This is a genomic window from Cnuibacter sp. UC19_7 (assembly GCF_042699995.1).
In the GTDB taxonomy this organism is placed as follows: Bacteria; Actinomycetota; Actinomycetes; order Actinomycetales; family Microbacteriaceae; genus Cnuibacter.
This window is the reverse complement of sequence record NZ_CP170560.1, coordinates 2492187-2508856: the sequence shown is the minus strand read 5'-3', so window position 1 is coordinate 2508856 and position 16670 is coordinate 2492187. Positions and strand designations below refer to the sequence as shown.

At 70.6% G+C, this 16670-nt stretch carries 15 protein-coding genes and 1 pseudogene; 13 read left to right on the top strand and 3 right to left on the bottom strand.

Going from position 1 to position 16670, the window contains the following annotated elements:
• The 7 genes from ACFJGV_RS11960 to ACFJGV_RS11930 all read left to right on the top strand — a co-directional run bounded on the left by ACFJGV_RS11960 (window position 1) and on the right by ACFJGV_RS11930 (window position 5071).
• Entirely contained in the window at window positions 1–390 is a 390-nt protein-coding gene (locus ACFJGV_RS11960) for a Fur family transcriptional regulator (protein WP_085021187.1), read from the top strand.
• A 163-nt stretch (window positions 391–553) separates the two neighbouring features.
• Complete coding sequence (gene rpmB / locus ACFJGV_RS11955) at window positions 554–790, top strand: 50S ribosomal protein L28 (protein WP_259540340.1); 237 nt, start codon at window positions 554–556, stop codon at window positions 788–790.
• Complete coding sequence (gene rpmG, locus ACFJGV_RS11950; RefSeq protein WP_085021186.1) at window positions 790–957, top strand: 50S ribosomal protein L33; 168 nt, start codon at window positions 790–792, stop codon at window positions 955–957. The genes rpmB and rpmG overlap by 1 nt, the downstream gene beginning before the upstream one ends.
• Before the next feature lie 3 nt (window positions 958–960).
• Window positions 961–1266 (top strand): 30S ribosomal protein S14, encoded by a 306-nt coding sequence (gene rpsN / locus ACFJGV_RS11945; protein WP_378144168.1) that lies wholly within the window; start codon window positions 961–963, stop codon window positions 1264–1266.
• A gap of 81 nt (window positions 1267–1347) precedes the next feature.
• Window positions 1348–1635, top strand: a complete 288-nt coding sequence (locus ACFJGV_RS11940) for an HU family DNA-binding protein (protein WP_378144167.1) — start codon at window positions 1348–1350, stop codon at window positions 1633–1635.
• Between the two features lie 137 nt (window positions 1636–1772).
• Entirely contained in the window at window positions 1773–3740 is a 1968-nt protein-coding gene (locus ACFJGV_RS11935; protein ID WP_378144165.1) for a cytochrome c oxidase assembly protein, read from the top strand.
• Window positions 3737–5071 carry an amidase family protein gene (locus ACFJGV_RS11930; protein ID WP_378144164.1) on the top strand — a complete coding sequence of 445 codons (1335 nt, stop codon included), beginning with the start codon at window positions 3737–3739 and terminating at the stop codon, window positions 5069–5071. The genes ACFJGV_RS11935 and ACFJGV_RS11930 overlap by 4 nt, the downstream gene beginning before the upstream one ends.
• Before the next feature lie 25 nt (window positions 5072–5096).
• Here ACFJGV_RS11930 and ACFJGV_RS11925 read toward each other — a convergent pair whose 3' ends face one another.
• On the bottom strand, window positions 5097–6125 hold the full coding sequence (locus tag ACFJGV_RS11925; RefSeq protein ID WP_378144163.1) for a hypothetical protein: 1029 nt from the start codon (window positions 6123–6125) through the stop codon (window positions 5097–5099).
• A gap of 78 nt (window positions 6126–6203) precedes the next feature.
• Between ACFJGV_RS11925 and ACFJGV_RS11920 the strand changes: the two genes are divergently transcribed.
• From ACFJGV_RS11920 to ACFJGV_RS11895, 6 genes and pseudogenes are all read left to right on the top strand, one after another.
• The gene (locus ACFJGV_RS11920; RefSeq protein WP_378144162.1) at window positions 6204–7487 is read left to right on the top strand and encodes an ATP-dependent RecD-like DNA helicase; all 1284 of its coding nucleotides are present in this window, start codon (window positions 6204–6206) and stop codon (window positions 7485–7487) included.
• A gap of 85 nt (window positions 7488–7572) precedes the next feature.
• Entirely contained in the window at window positions 7573–8169 is a 597-nt protein-coding gene (locus ACFJGV_RS11915) for a DUF4190 domain-containing protein (RefSeq protein ID WP_378144161.1), read from the top strand.
• 120 nt (window positions 8170–8289) lie between these two features.
• A complete protein-coding gene (locus tag ACFJGV_RS11910; protein ID WP_378144160.1) occupies window positions 8290–8589 on the top strand; it encodes a DUF4190 domain-containing protein in 300 nt (99 codons plus the stop codon).
• A 101-nt stretch (window positions 8590–8690) separates the two neighbouring features.
• Window positions 8691–11675 carry an MMPL family transporter gene (locus tag ACFJGV_RS11905; RefSeq protein WP_378144158.1) on the top strand — a complete coding sequence of 995 codons (2985 nt, stop codon included), beginning with the start codon at window positions 8691–8693 and terminating at the stop codon, window positions 11673–11675.
• Window positions 11672–12904: pseudogene (locus ACFJGV_RS11900) on the top strand (YhgE/Pip domain-containing protein); the annotation flags it as partial. The gene ACFJGV_RS11905 and the pseudogene ACFJGV_RS11900, both read left to right, overlap by 4 nt.
• Before the next feature lie 145 nt (window positions 12905–13049).
• The gene (locus tag ACFJGV_RS11895) at window positions 13050–13784 is read left to right on the top strand and encodes a YhgE/Pip family protein (protein WP_378148710.1); all 735 of its coding nucleotides are present in this window, start codon (window positions 13050–13052) and stop codon (window positions 13782–13784) included.
• 421 nt (window positions 13785–14205) lie between these two features.
• Here the strand turns inward: ACFJGV_RS11895 and ACFJGV_RS11890 are convergent, their stop codons facing one another.
• Together ACFJGV_RS11890 and ACFJGV_RS11885 are read right to left on the bottom strand one after the other, a co-directional pair.
• Window positions 14206–15210 (bottom strand): NAD-dependent epimerase/dehydratase family protein, encoded by a 1005-nt coding sequence (locus ACFJGV_RS11890; protein ID WP_378144157.1) that lies wholly within the window; start codon window positions 15208–15210, stop codon window positions 14206–14208.
• A 14-nt stretch (window positions 15211–15224) separates the two neighbouring features.
• Window positions 15225–16556, bottom strand: a complete 1332-nt coding sequence (locus ACFJGV_RS11885) for an MFS transporter (protein ID WP_378144156.1) — start codon at window positions 16554–16556, stop codon at window positions 15225–15227.
• Between the last annotated feature and the right edge of the window lie 114 nt (window positions 16557–16670).

Below are 16670 nucleotides of genomic sequence, written 5' to 3'. Positions count from 1 at the left end.
ATGAAGCGCAACACCTGGCAGCGGGAGGCCGTGCGATCGGCGCTCGGATCGCAGATCGGCTTCGTCAGCGCCCAGACTCTCCACTCCTCGCTCAAGGGCTCCGGATCGCAGATCGGCCTGGCCACCGTCTACCGCGCGCTGAACGACCTCGCGCAGGAGGGCGAGGCCGACTCGCTGCAGTCGCCCGAGGGCGAGGCGCTCTACCGCGCCTGCTCGCTGGCCCATCACCACCACCTCATCTGCCGCAGCTGCGGGCTCACCGTCGAGATCGAGGCCGACGAGGTCGAGGAGTGGGCGCAGCGCACCGCGAAGCTGCACGGCTTCAGCCGGCCCGAGCACGTGGTCGACATCTTCGGGTTCTGCTCGGCCTGCGTTCCGCCGCAGCGCTGACCCACCCCATTCGGCCGCTGACTTGTCGGATCCGGGCCCGTCACGTACCCTAGGAAGGTTGGGTGGAATCCTCCGCCCATTGTGAGCAGGGCAACGGCCCGCTCGCCGACAAGTCATCTTGGGTGAAGGCACTCGTCTTCACGGTAACCAAATGGAGGAAACAGTGGCAGCAGTGTGCCAGGTGACAGGAGCCGTTCCCGGCTTCGGTCACAACATCTCGCACTCGCACCGTCGCACCAAGCGGCGGTTCGACCCGAACGTGCAGAAGAAGACCTACTACGTCCCCTCGCTGCGTCGTAACGTGACGCTCAACGTCTCCGCCAAGGGCATCAAGGTCATCGACGCCCGCGGCATCGAGTCCGTCGTGAAGGACATTCTCGCTCGTGGGGTGAAGATCTAATGGCTAAGCAGCAGGACATCCGGCCGATCATCAAGCTCCGCTCCACCGCGGGCACCGGCTACACCTACGTGACGAAGAAGAACCGTCGCAACGACCCCGATCGCCTCGTGCTCAAGAAGTACGACCCGGTGATCCGCAAGCACGTCGACTTCCGAGAGGAGCGGTAAACAATGGCCAAGAAGAGCAAGATCGCGCGCAACGAGCAGCGCAAGGTGATCGTCGACCGCTACGCCGCGCGTCGCCTCGAGCTGAAGAAGGCTCTCGTGAGCCCCACCAGCACCGACGAGGAGCGCGAGGCCGCCCGCCTCGGTCTGCAGAAGCTCCCCCGCAACGCCTCGCCGGCTCGCGTCCGCAGCCGCGACGCCATCGACGGACGCCCCCGTGGAGTGCTGACGAAGTTCGGCATCTCCCGTGTGCGCTTCCGCGACATGGCTCACCGTGGCGAGTTGCCGGGCATCACCAAGTCCAGCTGGTAGGTTACAGGCGGTCGTTCCCGACCGCCTGTATCAATCAGGGAGCTACCGGTCGGTAGCGAAGAAGGTCCGAGGAGGACACCCATGGCTGATAAGTCACTCAACAAGACCGAGCTCGTCGCAGCCGTCGCCGCCGCTTCGGGTCAGACCCAGTCCGCTGTCAACGACGTGCTCGACGGTCTGTTCTCGACCCTGGCCGACTCCGTCTCCAGCGGCACCAAGGTCACCATCCCGGGCTGGATCGCCGTCGAGCGCACCGAGCGTGCCGCCCGCACCGGCCGCAACCCGCAGACCGGCGCCACCATCGAGATCCCGGCCGGTCACTCGGTCAAGATCTCGGCGGGCTCGAAGCTGAAGGCTGCTGCCAAGTAAGTCCCCGACTTCTCGGAAAGGGCGTCGACCTCACGGTCGGCGCCCTTTCTGCATCCCCGGCCCGTGTGCGCATCTCCGCCGGCGCCGTGTGCGCTCGCGGGGGCAGGCGCTCAGGATGGGGCGCGTACGCTTGTCGGGTGACACGAGTCGTGAGGATCGTCGCGCCCGCCGCGTTGGTGGTCGCGTCGTTCGCCGCACTCCTGATCGCTCTCGCCGTGGGCGGCGCGGCCGCGCCGCAGCTGCTGCAGGATCCAGGAGCCGTCGTCCGCTATGGGCTCCCCGTGGCGCAGATGGTCGTGAACATCGCGGCCGCCGGGATGATCGGCGCACTCGGCATGGCGCTCTTCGTGTTCCGCGCGGGCAGCGACGAGTACGGCAAGGCGCTCGACATCGCGGCGGCGGCCTCGGCGCTGTTCACGGTGTCGGCGGCGGTGACGGGCTTCTTCAACTACCTCAGCGTGACCGCCCGCACGGTCAGCTTCGACGACAGCTTCTCGCAGGGCCTCGGCCAGTTCCTCACGCAGATCGCCCTCGGCCAGGCCTGGCTCTGGACCACGCTCCTCGGCGCGGTGCTCACCGTGCTGTGCTTCGCGGTCCGCAACCAGACCGCGTTGTTCTTCGTGGGCCTGCTCTCCGCGGCGGCGCTCGTCCCCATGGCGCAGCAGGGCCACGCCTCGGGCACCTCGGGCCATGACGCCGCGGTCACCGCGCTGGCTCTGCACATCATCTTCGCGGCCGCCTGGCTCGGCGGACTCCTCGTGCTGGCGCTGCTGAGTCGCCGCCTCGAGACGCTCGACCTGGTCGCCGCGGTGTCGCGGTACTCGGCCGTAGCGCTGATCTGCTTCATCGTCGTCGCCCTCTCCGGTTACGTCAGCGCCCAGCTGCGGATCGGCACGCTCGACCAACTGGCCAGCTCCTATGGTGTCCTCGTGCTGGTGAAGGCCGGCGCGCTCATCGCCCTCGGCGTCATCGGCGCCCTCCACCGCACGTTCCTCGTCCGCAGGCTCGACCGCACGGGCCACCGGGGGTACTTCTGGTGGCTCGTCGCCGTCGAGATGGTGTTCATGGGCATAGCGACCGGCTTCGCGGCGGCGCTCGGGCGCACCGCGACCCCCGTGTCGCAGGAGGTGCCGGTCGTGCAGACGCCGGCGCAGATCCTCACCGGCGAGCCCCTGCCGCCCGAGCCGTCGTTCGCGACGTACCTCACGTCGTGGAACATCGACCTGCTGTGGCTGCTCGTCTGCGGCCTCGGGATCGCGTTCTACCTGGCCGGCGTGATCAAGCTGCGTCGCCGCGGAGACTCCTGGCCCTGGTACCGCGCCGTCCTCTGGGTCGCCGGCATGCTCTTGCTGTTCTGGGTGACGAACGGCGGGCTCAACGTCTACGAGAAGTACCTGTTCAGCGTGCACATGTTCGGGCACATGACGCTGAGCATGATGGTGCCGCTGCTCCTCGTGCCCGCAGGCCCGGTCACGCTCGCCCTGCGCGCCATCGACAAGCGTTCCGACGGCACCCGCGGCATCCGCGAGTGGATCCTCCTCGCCGTCCACTCGCGGGTGGCGACCGTCATCGCCAACCCGATCGTGGCCGGCGTGCTGTTCGCCACCTCGCTCGTGGCGTTCTACTACACGCCCCTGTTCCGCTGGGCCACCGTCGACCACATCGGTCACGAGTGGATGATCGTGCACTTCCTCATCGTCGGGTACCTCTTCGTGCAGGCGCTGATCGGCATCGACCCGGTGCCGTACAAGCTGCCGTATCCGTTCCGGCTCCTGCTGCTGCTGGCGACCATGGCGTTCCACGCCTTCTTCGGCCTGGCGCTGATGAGCGGCACCGGGCTGCTGATGGCCGACTGGTTCGGCGCGATGGGCCGCACGTGGGGGCCGAGCGCGCTCGTCGACCAGCAGAACGGCGGCGGGGTCGCCTGGAGCGTGGGCGAGATCCCCACCTTCCTCCTCGCCGTGGTCGTGGCCGTGCAATGGAGCCTGAGCGACAAGAAGGAGGCCAAGCGCAAGGACCGTGCGGCCGACCGGAACAACAACGCCGAGCTCTCGGAGTACAACGCGATGCTCGAGAAGCTCTCGGCCCGAGACGGCAGCCGGTGATCGTCGCCGACGCCACCACGGCGTTGCGGATGCTCGCCGCCGGCGAGGTCTCTGCCGTGGAGTTGGTGTCGGCCCATCTCGACCTCATCGAGCGCCGCGGCGACGAGGTGAACGCGGTCGTGGTCGTCGACCGCGACCGGGCGCTCGCTGAGGCCCGGGTCGTCGATGCCCGGCGTGCGGCGGGCGAGGACACGGGCCCCCTCGGTGGACTGCCGATGACGGTGAAGGACTCCTTCGCCGTGGCCGGGATGCCCGCATCCGACGGCCGTGTCTCGTCTCGGCTGTCACCGGTGGAGGACGCCCCGGCGGTGCGCCGGCTCCGGGCGGCGGGCGCGGTCATCCTCGGGAAGACCAACGTGCCCGACGAGCTCGGCGATCACCAGACGCGCAGCGAGCTGTACGGCGTGACGCGCAATCCGTGGGACCGGGCACGGACCCCGGGAGGCTCCTCGGGCGGATCCGCGGCCGCGGTGGCGGCGGGGCTCTCGGCGGCCGATCTGGGCAGCGATCTGGCGGGATCGATCCGCGTGCCCAGCGCGTGGAGCGGGGTGTTCGGGCACGTCCCGAGCCACGGGGTGATCTCGAAGCGCGGGCATCTGCCCCGTCCGCTCGGGTCGCGGCTCGAGCCGCCGCTGTCGCTGAGCGGCCCGATAGCTCGCTCAGCGGATGATCTCGCCCTGCTTCTCGGCATCCTCGCCGGACCGGCGACGCACGGTGAGCCCTCGCCCTCGCTCTCGCCGGCAGCCGCGACCACTCTGCGCGACACCCGCGTGCTCGTCTGGTCCGACGCATCCGCACCCACCACCCGGGAGCAGGGGGATGCGGTCGCCCGCCTCGCCGACGGCATCTCGGATGCGGGCGCCAGGGTCGCCGAGCTGAAGACCGACTGGCCCGGCGTCGTGCAGCTCTTCGGCCGACTGGTGGCGGGAGAGCTCTCGTACGGCACCGCCGGGTCGCCCGCTTCGTGGGCGGACGTCGAGGAGCAGTTCGAGCTCTCGGAGGAGTGGGACCGCCGCCTCGCCGGCGCGCTGGTGATCGCGCCACCCACCTTCGGCAGCGCCCCGCTGCTCGACGAGGGGCCCCAGGGCGAGCGGCTCTACGACATCGACGGCATCCGTCATCCGGCGGGGCCGATCACCTCGGCGTGGAGCGCCCTGGTGAACACCCACCGTGTGCCCGCGACGATTGTGCCCGTGGGTCTCGACAGCGCGGGTCTTCCCCTCGGCGCGCAGATCGTGGGACCGCGACTCGGCGACCGGGCCACGATCGAGTTCGCCCGGCTGCTGACCCAGGCCGGGCTGATCGGGTTCGCCGCACCGCCCGGCTGGTGAGGGATCGGCCGGACCTGCGTGAGCCTCAGCGCTGGGCGAAGGTGACGGTGCCGTCGGGCTCGACGGTGAGGGTGAAGGTGACCGTGAAGGGCACCGACTCGTCGATCGTGGATTCGGAGCCGTCGTAGAGCGAGCGCTCCCCCACCGTGACGTGCGCGGATCCGCTGTTCGAGGGCACCACCCACGACGACTGGCCCGCGATGATCGAGATCGTCGGATACTGCTCGATGCTCCACTGCGGCGAGCCGATGATGCGGTTGTCGACCGCGAGGCCGAAGGGGCAGCCGGGCGGATAGAGCACGGTCTGCGTCGCGCAGGCGTCGAGGAACGTGTTGACGGAGTCCTGCACGGCGTTCACCAGGGCGAGCTTGGGCTGCACGTCGACGATGGCGCTGATGGAGCTGAGCGGCGCGGTCGCCGCCATGCCGATGCTCTTGGCACCGAGGAAGTCGCCGCTGTGCGAGAGCACGTACATCCCGGGCACGAGCACCTCGTACGAGCCGCTCGCGTGGAACGCGGAGGGATCGCCGGTGTCGATCTCGGCGGCGCCCGCCGTGAACGTCGACGCGTGGGCCACGGTGACCGTGGCGGAGGCGATCGGCGACTTCGCGAACGACCAGGTGGGGAAGACGAGAGCGCTGGACCCGCTGCGCACGACGTCGAACTCGGAACGGCCGTCGGTGACGTGCCTATCGGAGCCGACCAGGCTGTAGCTGAAGACCAGACGGTACCGGTCGGGGGCGATCTCCACGTCGCTGACGAGCGAGACATCGCTGAGCGAGCCCAGCGCATCCGCCTGCAACAGGGAGGCGGCGCCGGTCCCCGGTTCGTCGCTCGAGGTGAGCACCACCCCGGGCATGCCGAGGGCCGCGTCGACGTCGTGCCGGGCGAGGGCGTCGAGGTACTCGCGGACGAAGGCCTCGGGGCTGTAGGTCTCGCGCGCCATCGCGCCGACCGAGGCGCTGAACGCGACGAGGAGCAGAGCGCCGATGCCGCCCCAGATGAGCAGCGTGCGTCGGCGAGCACCCTGCTCGCCTGTGGACGACAAGCTCATGTCCACAGTCTAGGGAACGGGGGTCGTCGCGGCTGCCCGGGCGGGTAGCCTGGGTACTCGCATCCCGAAAGGCCAGTCATGGATCGTCCGCCCCTGTCTGAGGAGCAGCAGCGGGTGTTCGACCTCATCGAGGGCACCCGCGAGCACGTGCTCGTCACCGGCCGAGCCGGCACCGGGAAGTCGACGCTCCTCAACCACCTCTCGTGGAACACCGAGAAGCAGATCGTCATCAGCGCACCCACCGGGGTGGCGGCGCTCAACGTGGGCGGGCAGACGATCCACTCGCTGTTCGGGCTGCCGATCGGGCTGATCGCCGATCACGAGATCGAGCTCCGCGCCGACGTGCGCAAGGTGCTCAACACCATCGACACCCTGGTCATCGACGAGGTGTCGATGGTCAACGCCGACCTGATGGATGCGATCGACCGGTCGCTCCGGATCGCCCGCCACCGCAAGCTCGAGCCGTTCGGCGGCGTGCAGATCGTGCTGTTCGGCGATCCCTATCAGCTGCCCCCGGTGCCCGGCGACAGCGAGGAGCGGGCGTACTTCGCCGACCGGTATCGGTCGATGTGGTTCTTCGACGCCGTGGTCTGGCAGCAGACGCCGCTGCGGATCGTCGAGCTCACCCAGGTGCACCGGCAGAACGACGACCAGTTCCGGTACATGCTGAACGCCGTCCGGTTCGGCCAGGTGACGAAGGACATCGCCGACGTGCTGAACGGCGCGGGTGCTCGCACCCCGCCCGAAGACGGCACGATCACCCTCGCCACCCGGAACGACGCGGTGACCCGCATCAACAAGGCGTCGCTCGAGCGCCTGCCGGGTCGTGTCCTCACGGCGAAGGCCGAGCTCAGCGGCGACTTCGGGGGGCGCGCGTACCCCGCCGACGTCGAGCTGCAGCTCAAGACCGGCGCCCAGGTCATGTTCCTGCGCAACGACGCCGACTCCCGCTGGGTCAACGGCACGGTCGGCACCGTGACGCGGATCGACGGCACCAAGGTGCGGGTGGAGGTCGACGACGAGGAGCACGAGGTCGAGCCCGTCGCCTGGGAGAAGTACCGCTACTCCTACTCGGCCGAGTCGAAGCAGCTCACGAAGGACGTCGTGGGCGAGTTCACGCAGTTCCCGCTGCGGCTGGCGTGGGCGGTGACCATCCACAAGTCGCAGGGGCAGACCTACGAGAAGGCCGTGGTCGACCTCGGGCCGCGCGTCTTCAGCGCGGGGCAGACGTACGTGGCGCTGAGTCGGCTCACGTCGCTCGAGGGCCTGTACCTCACCCGGCCGCTGCGGCCGAGCGACATCATCGTCGACCGCGACGTGCTCGAGTTCATGCGCCGGTCGCGCGAACCCGCCGCGAGCTGATCCGCGGCGCTCTCGGGGCGGCGCGGATGCCGGTGCTAGTCTGCGAGACGGTCCGATCGGGGGCCGGGGAGACAGGGGGTTGGCGATGACCGACGCGCAGCAGGGGAACGAGGAGTCGACGGAGGTTCCATCCGCGGCGGTGCCGCCGCTGCCGCCTGCGCCGCCCGCGGGGGCGGCCGTGCCTCCGGCGCCGCCCGCGCCTCCGGTGCCGCCTGCGCCTCCGGCCGGGGCGGCCGCGCCTGCGCAGCCGTACGCCCCGCCCGCGCCTCCGCTGAGTGCGCCGCAGCCGTACGGGCAGCAGCCGCCCGCGCCTCAGGCGTACCCGCAGCAGCCCTACGGTCAGCAGCCGCAGTACGGTCAGCCGCAGCGGTACGGATCCCCGTACAGCCCCTATCCGCAGCTGCCGCCCTACGAGCCGCTCGCCATCGCCTCGATCAGCGTCGCGGGCGGGGCCGCGATCCTGGGCTTCTTCCTCACCTTCCTCGCGGTCGGCGCGGTCGTGGGCGCGATCCTCGGCCTGGTCGCGCTCTCGCGGATCAAGCGCACGGGAAACCGCGGTCGAGGGCTCGCCATCGCGGGCACGATCGTCGGTTTCGTGGTCACCGGATTCGGACTTCTGATGCTCATCCTCGTCGTCGGCCTCTTTGCCGCGGCCGTAGGAAGTGCCGGCTACCCGAGCTGAACCGACGAGACCCCGAGTGTCATCGTCCGTTGCGGTCCACTACCACCCCTGCCATAGTGATGCACGGCCCATCCAGGGCGAGACGACGAGCCCGAGACGGGCCTGACAAAGGGGAACGACATGACCGAGCAGCAGCCGCCCGCCTACAACCAGCCGCAGTACGGCACCGCCGCACCCTACGGCGAGGCCAAGTACAACACCCTGGCGATCGTCGGGTTCATCCTGTCGTTCTTCATCTCGCTGGGTGGCATCATCGTCGGCTTCATCGCCCTGTCGCAGATCAAGAAGACCGGTGAGAAGGGTCGCGGTCTCGCGATCGCCGGCATCATCATCGGCTTCGTGGCCATCGCGTTCACGATCATCTACATCATCGCGGGCGTGGCGCTCGTCGCCTCCAACGCCACGTACACCACGTACTGATCAGTCACTGATCGCTGGAGCGCAGACGCCCCGTTCGGGTCAACACCCGACGGGGCGTTCGCGTTGCCGCTACTGTTGCCATTCGGAGGGGACCCGATCCGATGGCGACACTGCTCTACCGCGTAGGCGCATTCGCCGCACGCTTCCACATCCTGGTCATCGTGGGCTGGATCCTCATCCTCGGCCTCGCCGTCGGCGGTGCTCAGCTGTTGGGCGGCACGCTCGTCTCCTCGTTCACCATCCCGGGCACGCAGTCGCAGAACGCGCTCGACATGCTCCAGCAGCGCTTCCCTCAGGCCAGCGGAGCCGCATCCAAGGTCATCTACGTCGCCCCGCAGGGTCAGCAGATCTCGCAGTTCGAGTCGCAGATCGATGACTCGATCGCGCAGCTGAAGACGCTCGACCACGTCTCCATGGTCACCGGCCCGTGGGATCAGGGCGCTGACGCGCAGATCGCGTCGAACGGGTCGATGGCCTACGCCACCGTCCAGTACGACGTGCCCTCCACATCCCTCACCCAGGCCGACACCAGCGCGATCGTCTCGGCCGGCGACATCGCCGCGACGGGGGGAGTGACGGTCGGCTTCGCCGGGGTCACCGATCCGCCGGAGGCGGGAGTCGACTACACGGAGGCGGTAGGCCTCGTCGTGGCCTTCATCGTGCTCGTCATCACCTTCGGATCGTTGCTGGCCGCCGGGATGCCGCTGGTCACCGCGCTGATCGGGGTGGGCCTGGCGACGACGTCGATCACGATCGCCTCGGGCTTCGCCACCATCTCGGCGACCGCTCCCCTGCTGGCGACGATGCTCGGGCTCGCTGTGGGCATCGACTATGCCCTCTTCATCGTGTCGCGCCATCGGTCCCAACTGGCGCGGGGCATCCCGGTCCGCGAGTCGATCGCGATGGCGGTGGCGACCGCCGGCAGCGCGGTGGTGTTCGCCGGGCTCACCGTCATCATCGCCCTCCTCGGGCTCGCGGTGGTGCAGATCCCGTTCCTCACGGTCATGGGCATCGGCGCCGCGATCGCCGTGGTGTTCGCCGTGGTCGTGGCGGTGACGCTCCTGCCCGCGCTCCTCGCCCTGTTCGGGCGTCGGCTCATCCCCAAGGCCACCTCGCGGGCCGCCAAGCGCGAGCTCGCCGGCCACGATGCCCGTCCGACACTCGCCCGGCGGTGGGTGAACCTCATCACCGCGCGACCCATCATCACGGTGGTCGCGACGGTGCTGGGCCTCCTCATCCTCGCCGTGCCCGCCACGCAGATGCGCCTGACCCTCCCGGATGCGGGCTACAACCCACCCGGCTCGGAGTCGCGTGAGGGCTACGACCTGCTCACGCAGGGATTCGGGCCCGGCTTCAACGGCCCGCTCCTCGTCACCGCCGACATCAGCAAGACCCTCGAGATCAACCAGGCGCTCACCGCGCTCCACGACGAGTTCGCCGGCCTGCCCGACGTCGCCTCGGTCAGCCAGGCCATCCCCAACGCCACGGCCGACATGGCGATCGTGTCGATCATCCCCGACTCGTCGCCCGACAGCGAGCAGACCGTGCAGCTGGTGCAGACCATGCGCGACAGGGCTGCCGCGTTCGACGACGCGAACGGGTTCTCCTACCAGGTGACCGGCCAGACCGCGCTCGGGATCGACGTGTCCGAGAGGCTCTCGAACGCGCTCCTCCCCTTCGCGCTCGTCGTGGTCGGCCTCTGCATCGTGCTGCTGACGATCGTCTTCCGATCCCTCGCCGTGCCGCTCACCGCGACCGTCGGATACCTGCTCTCGGTCGTCGCCTCGTTCGGCGTGACGACGGCGATCTTCGAGTGGGGGTGGCTGGCCGACGCGCTCACCGTCGCCAAGGTCGGGCCCGTCATCAGCTTCATGCCGATCCTCGTGATGGCGGTGCTCTTCGGCCTCGCGATGGACTACGAGGTCTTCCTCGTCTCCAAGATGCGCGAGGAGTTCGTCGAGCACGGCGACCCCCACCGGGCCGTCATCGAGGGCTTCTCCGGGGCGGCGCGCGTGGTCACCGCGGCGGCCTGCATCATGTTCGCCGTGTTCGCGTCGTTCGTGCCCGGAGGCAACGCGATCCTGCAACCCATCGCGCTCGCGCTCGCGGCGGGCGTCTTCCTCGACGCGTTCGTCGTGCGGATGACGCTGATCCCGGCGCTGATGATGCTGCTCGGGAGGCTCGCCTGGGCGCTGCCGACGCGGCTCGCGCGGGTGCTGCCCGACGTCGACCTCGAGGGCGAGCGGGTGCGGCACATGCTCGCCGCCGCCGCGTGGCGGCCCGCGGGGGCTGGTGGTGCTGGTGCTGTCGGGCTCGGCGCTTCCGCCGCCGGAGCGGGTGCTGGGGATGCGGGTGCTGCGGACGCGGGTCCTGTCGCTGGTGCCGCTGCGGGTTCGGGTGCTGTGGCGCCGGCTGAGGAGCCCGTCGACGGCATCGACGGTCTGCTCGCGGGTGCTGAGGAGGCGGCTCTCGTGCCGACCGCTCCGGACCAGCCGGACTTCGTGATCGCGCTGGAGGATGCGGTGGTCGCGGGTTCCGGATCCGGCCCGCTGACCGTGACGGCCGGCCCCGGTGACGTGGTCGTCGTGATCGGGGCCGAGGGCACCGATCCGCTCGCGGTGGCCGCGGCCCTCACCGGTCGGCAGCACGTCGAGTCGGGCCACGCCGTCGTGCTCGCGCATCCGCTGCCCTACTCGGCGAACAGGCTCCGCCGCGAGGCCGCGCTGGTGCTCGACGACTCCGAGGATGCGGCCCGACCCGCCCGGTCGGGTCTGTCGTCGGATGCGCTGGGGGCGCTGCCGAGGCGAGCCGCGCTGGTCGCCGTCGACCTCAGCGGGCCGATGGGGTCCGGGACGAGCTCGGACCTGGCCGCGATCGACCGAGCCGTCTCGCTCTCCACCACGATCGTGGTGGCGACCCGCGCATCCGACGCCGACAGGTGGGCCGTGCTCGGCCGGGAGGTTCGGGTCCTGCACCTCTCGCCGCCACCGTCGATCTCTCCACAGACCCGGCCCGCACCACCCTCGGAAGGGCAGGCGCAGGGAAGGATCGGATCGGACGACAGCAGAGAGGAGGTGACGGCATGAACCGCTTGAAGGCACTCACCCGTCGCGGAGACCTGCGCGCCCTCTCCCCGTTCGCCCGCACGGTCGTCCTCGTGCTCGCCGTGCTCACCCCTCTCGTGGTGGCGGGCGTCTCGGTGTCGGCCATCCAGGCATCCGATCGAGGCTCCCAGTCGAGCCCGACGGTGCTGCCCGCCGCGATCGTCAACGACGACCAGCTCGTCAAGATCGACCAGAACGGCACCGAGACCCCGGTGCTCGCGGGCAAGCTGCTCGTCAGCCAGCTCACGTCGAGCGGCTCGGCCACCGGCTTCGACTGGACGGTGACCGACGCAGCGACCGCATCCGACGGCCTCGCCTCGGGTCGGTTCAGCGCGGTCGTCACCATCCCGAGCGACTTCTCGCAGTCGTACGTGTCGCTGTCGAGCAGCGATCCCGTGCAGTCGCAGCTCCAGGTGCAGACCAACGGCGCGGGCAGCTACGTGGGCGAGCTCCTCGCCTCCGCCCTGTCGGTGAACCTGCAGATGGCGCTGTCGAGCTCGGTGACCGAGCAGTTCGTGCAGACCACGCTCGGCGGCTTCACCACCATCCAGACCTCGCTGCAGCCCGCGGCGAGCGGCGCGGAGCAGCTGGCGGGCCTCCAGGGGCAGCTCGCCTCGGGCGCCGGCGAGCTGGCGACGAACCTCCACAAGGCCTCCGACGGCGCCGCCGAGCTGAACAAGGGCGTGCAGACCTACGCCGGCGTGATGCAGACGATCGCGACCGCGACCGCCGACCTGCCCACGTACGCCGGGTACCTGGCCGACGGGAGCTCCCTGGTCACGAGCGGCATCGGGCTGCTGCGCGACGGTGTGACCGAGAAGTCGCAGCAGGTGGGCGCGCTCGCGGCCGATCAGGCGGCGCAGGCGGCGCAGCTGAGAGACATAGCGAACCGGATCCGTCAGGCCGACCCCACCACGGCGCAGCAGCTCGACGCTGTCGCCACGAGCATCGACGGCACGACCGCAGACGCCGTGCTGATCTCCGGAGGCCTGGCATTCGGGAGTCTCGGTGGCGATGTGCTCGAGTACGGCTCCGGTCTGGTGACCGGCGGCGCGCGGGAGTTCGCCAACGACCTCCCGCAGCTCAGCACCGGGCTGCAGGGTGCGGCGACCGGGGCGGCGGGCATCGCCACGGGCACCGCGGGTCTCGCCGAGGGGCTCGGTCAGCTGGCCACCGGCAGCGACCAGCTCACGAGCGGCGCGAGCCAGATCGCCACCGGCATGAGCGGACTCGCCACCGGCCTCAATCAGGCGGTCGGGCAGATCCCCACGTACACCCCCGACAAGGCGAAGTCGGTCGCGACCGTCGTGGCTCAGCCCGTCGTGTCGACCACGTCCGACGTGTCGGCTCTCCCGGGTGCGGGGTGCGGCGATCGCGGCGGTGGCGGTGCCCGTCGCGCTCTGGATCGGCGCGCTCGTGCTGTACCTGGTGCTCATGCCGTTCACGCGGTCGGCGCTGCTGTCCACCGCATCCACTCTGCGCGTCGTGGTGTCGGCGCTGCGCTGGCCGCTGATCCTCGGGGCGGGACAGGCGGCGCTCGTGGCGGCGATCCTGCTCGCGGTGGGGGTCCGTCCGGCGCATCTCGTCGGCTCGGTCGTCTTCACGTTCGTGATGGCGGTGGCGTTCGTGATGCTCCACCAGGGACTCGTGGCGCTCCTCGGGCAGGGTGGGCGCATCCTGTCGCTCGCGCTGGTGGTGGTGCAGGTGGTCGCGGCCGCGGTGGTGATCCCGGCCGGGCTGAGCTCGCCGGCCTACACCGGGCTCGCCACGGTGCTGCCCCTGTCGCACGCCATCACGGGCATGCAGCTGCTCGCGACCGGCGGCTCGCTGACGTCGGTGCTGCAGGAGGCGCTCGTGCTCCTGGTGTTCGCGCTGATCGGGCTGGCGCTCGCGATCGTCGCGGCCACCCGCGCCCGGTCGCGCGACCTGGTGGCGGAGACCGCGCCCGCGCCCGCGGGGGGCGATGTCGCGCGGTCGGCCACGCCCCCGGACGCGCCCCCGGCCGACGGGCCGCGGACGCCGGGTGCGCTCGGCGGCCCCCACGGCACCCGCGGGCTCACCGCTCCTCCCCCGGCGCCCTCCGGCGCGTAGGGTCCGGCCGCGGCGGCGGCCGCCTGCCGCACGTCGCTGCGCCGGCTCCCGCCACACCGACCGGCCGGAGGCCTGCGGCCCTGGGCCTGGGCCTGCCGCACGTCGCCTGCCGGACGTCGCCTGCCGCACGTCGCCTGCCGGACGTCGCCGTTCCGGCCGCTGCGGCCATCCCGGGCGCCCGTTTTCAGGACGACTGGCCCGGATCGCCGGTATTCAGGACGTTCGGCCGGGAATGCGGGCGCAGCTCCTGAAAACGGGACAGCTCGCGCGACTGCGCCGCACGCCCCGCCTCCCGGCCCCGGGGGGCGGCGCCACCGCGCCGCGCTGATGCCGTCGCTTCGACACGGAACATCGGGAAGCGCCCGCCTATATCGACGGGGTTGCGCGTATCCGGTGTCGAAGCGACGGCGAGGAGGCCGCGCTATCGGGGCGTGGAGGCACCGGCGGCGGCAAGCCGCTCGGTGCGGGCGGCGACGGCGAGGCGGATGAGGTCCGCGCGCGCGAGGCGGGGCGCGAAGCCCAGCAGCTCTCGGGCGCGCGCATTCGACGTCGTGTAACTCGGCGCCGAGACCGGCAGCACCACGTCGACCGTGCCGAGGCCCGCGGCGGCGGCGAGATCACGCGCGAAGGCACCGAGGTCGAGCGGCTCGTCCGGACCGAGGCCGACGACCTCGTGGCCCGTGGTCTCCGCTTCGAGGGCGAGCACCACGCCGTGGGCGAGGTCGGGCGTGCCGAGGATGCCCATCTGCACGGGCGCCCCATCCTCGCGGGAGGCGACGAGCAGGGTCGAGTCGTCGCCGGCGAACGGCTCGAGCGCCGCCACCACGGCGGTGTTCCCCGCCGCGCGCTCGCGGGCGAGGCGCCGCGAGGCGAAGAACCGCGGGCCCGAGAAGAACGAGTCGGGGTCGAGCAGCTCGGCCGGATCCTGGGTGTGCGAGAAGCGCAGCACCACGGTCGCCCAGCCGAGGGTGCGTCCGGCGAAGGCGACGACCTCCTCCGCCAGCACCTTGCTCAACCCGTACCAGGTGGTGGGCAGCCGGGGGTGGTCCTCGTCGAGCGGCTGGTACTGCGGGGCGTTCTCGGGGTACACCTCCCCGGTGCTGGCGAGCACGAAGCGCCGCACCGCCGAACCCTCGAGCGCCCGCACGAGGTGCGCGGTGGCGTCGGTGTTGGCCGCGAGGATCCGCTCCGCGTCGGCGGGTGACCATGACATGTAGGCGCCGAGGTGCGCGACCGCCTCGACCCCGGCGAGGCGGGGATCGGCGACCGGGAGGTCGGACAGGTCGCCCACGAGGTACTCGACCCCGTCGAGCGGGGTGCGGGGAGGCACGAGGTCGAGCCCGACGACCTCGTGCCCGCGCGAGACCAGCTCCGCGGCGACGGCACGGCCCACTCGGCCGGAGGCTCCGGTGACGGCGATGCGCATCCGATCCGCCCCGCTCACGCCTGCTGCCGCAGCGGCAGGCGGAAGGTCTCGCGGGCACGCAGCACGACCACGAGCGAGACAGCGGCGGCGGCCATCACGTAGAACGCCGGGGCGAACGGGTTGCCCGAGGCGGTGATGAGGAAGGCGGCGAAGTACGGGGTGATGCCGCCGAAGATCGCGACCGACACGTTGTAGGCGATGGCCATCGACCCGTAGCGGATGTTCGTGGGGAAGAGCTCCGCCATCGCGGCGCTCGAGGCACCGTCGTAGGCGGCCATGAAGACGCCCAGCAGGATCATCGCGGCGGTGGCGGCCCAGAAGTTGCCGGCGTTCATGAGCATGAGCGTCGGATACGTGAGCACGACGAACCCGATGCAGCCGGCGATCATCACCGGCTTGCGTCCGATCCGGTCGCTGAGCAGGCCCATGAAGGGCACCAGGATCGCGATGGCCAGCAGCCCGATCGTGGTGACCGCGTAGCTCGTCGTCTGGTTGTAGTGGAGCGTGGTCTGCAGGTACGACGGCATGAAGGTCTGGAGGATCCAGTGCCCCACGGCCTTGATGACCACGAAGCCGACGCAGAACAGCAGGGCCCTCCAGGAGGTGCGCAGCGAGGTGCGCAGGGGCGACTTCGTCACCTCGCCCTTCTGCTCGATGGCCTTGAACTCGGGGGTGTCCTCGAGCTTCCACCGCAGGTAGAGCCCCGCGAGACCGAGCGGCAGGGCGAGCAGGAACAGCACACGCCATCCCCAGCTGTTCAGCGCATCCGGACCGAGGGTCGAGGTGAAGATCAGCACCAGGCCGGCACCGACGACGAACGCGGCGAAGCCGAACACGTCGACGAAGCTCGACACGAAGCCGCGCCGGTTCGACGGCGCGTACTCCGCGAGCAGCGTCGTCGCGCCCGAGCTCTCGCCGCCGGCGGCGAAGCCCTGCACGAGCCTGACGAGCACGAGGAGCAGCGGCGCCCACAGCCCCACCATCGAGTAGGTGGGCAGCAGGCCCATCACCACCGTGGCCCCCGACGTGACGAGGACGACGGTCGCGAGCGTGGACTTGCGTCCCATCCGGTCGCCGAGCGACCCGAAGAAGAGGCCGCCGAGGGGTCGCATCACGAAGCCGGCGCCGAACACCGCGAAGGCCGACAGCAGCGCCGCACCGGGATCCCCCTGCTGGAAGAAGTTGATGCTGATCACCGTGGCGAGCGTGCCGTAGAGGCCGAAGTCGAACCACTCGACGAAGTGGCCCGCGCCGGCGGCGAGGATCACCTTCCGGATGCGGCGGGAGCGCTGGTGATCGTCGAGCGGCGTCGCCGCGCTCGCGGAGGTCGGATCGGTCACGGTCATGGTGTCTCCCACATCGTTGTCGGGGCTCGGCTCGAGGCTCGGTCTGGTGGCGACTGTATCACTAGACGCAATGTGTTTACCACTGAACGGTAGGATGTGATCATCGAGTGGTAC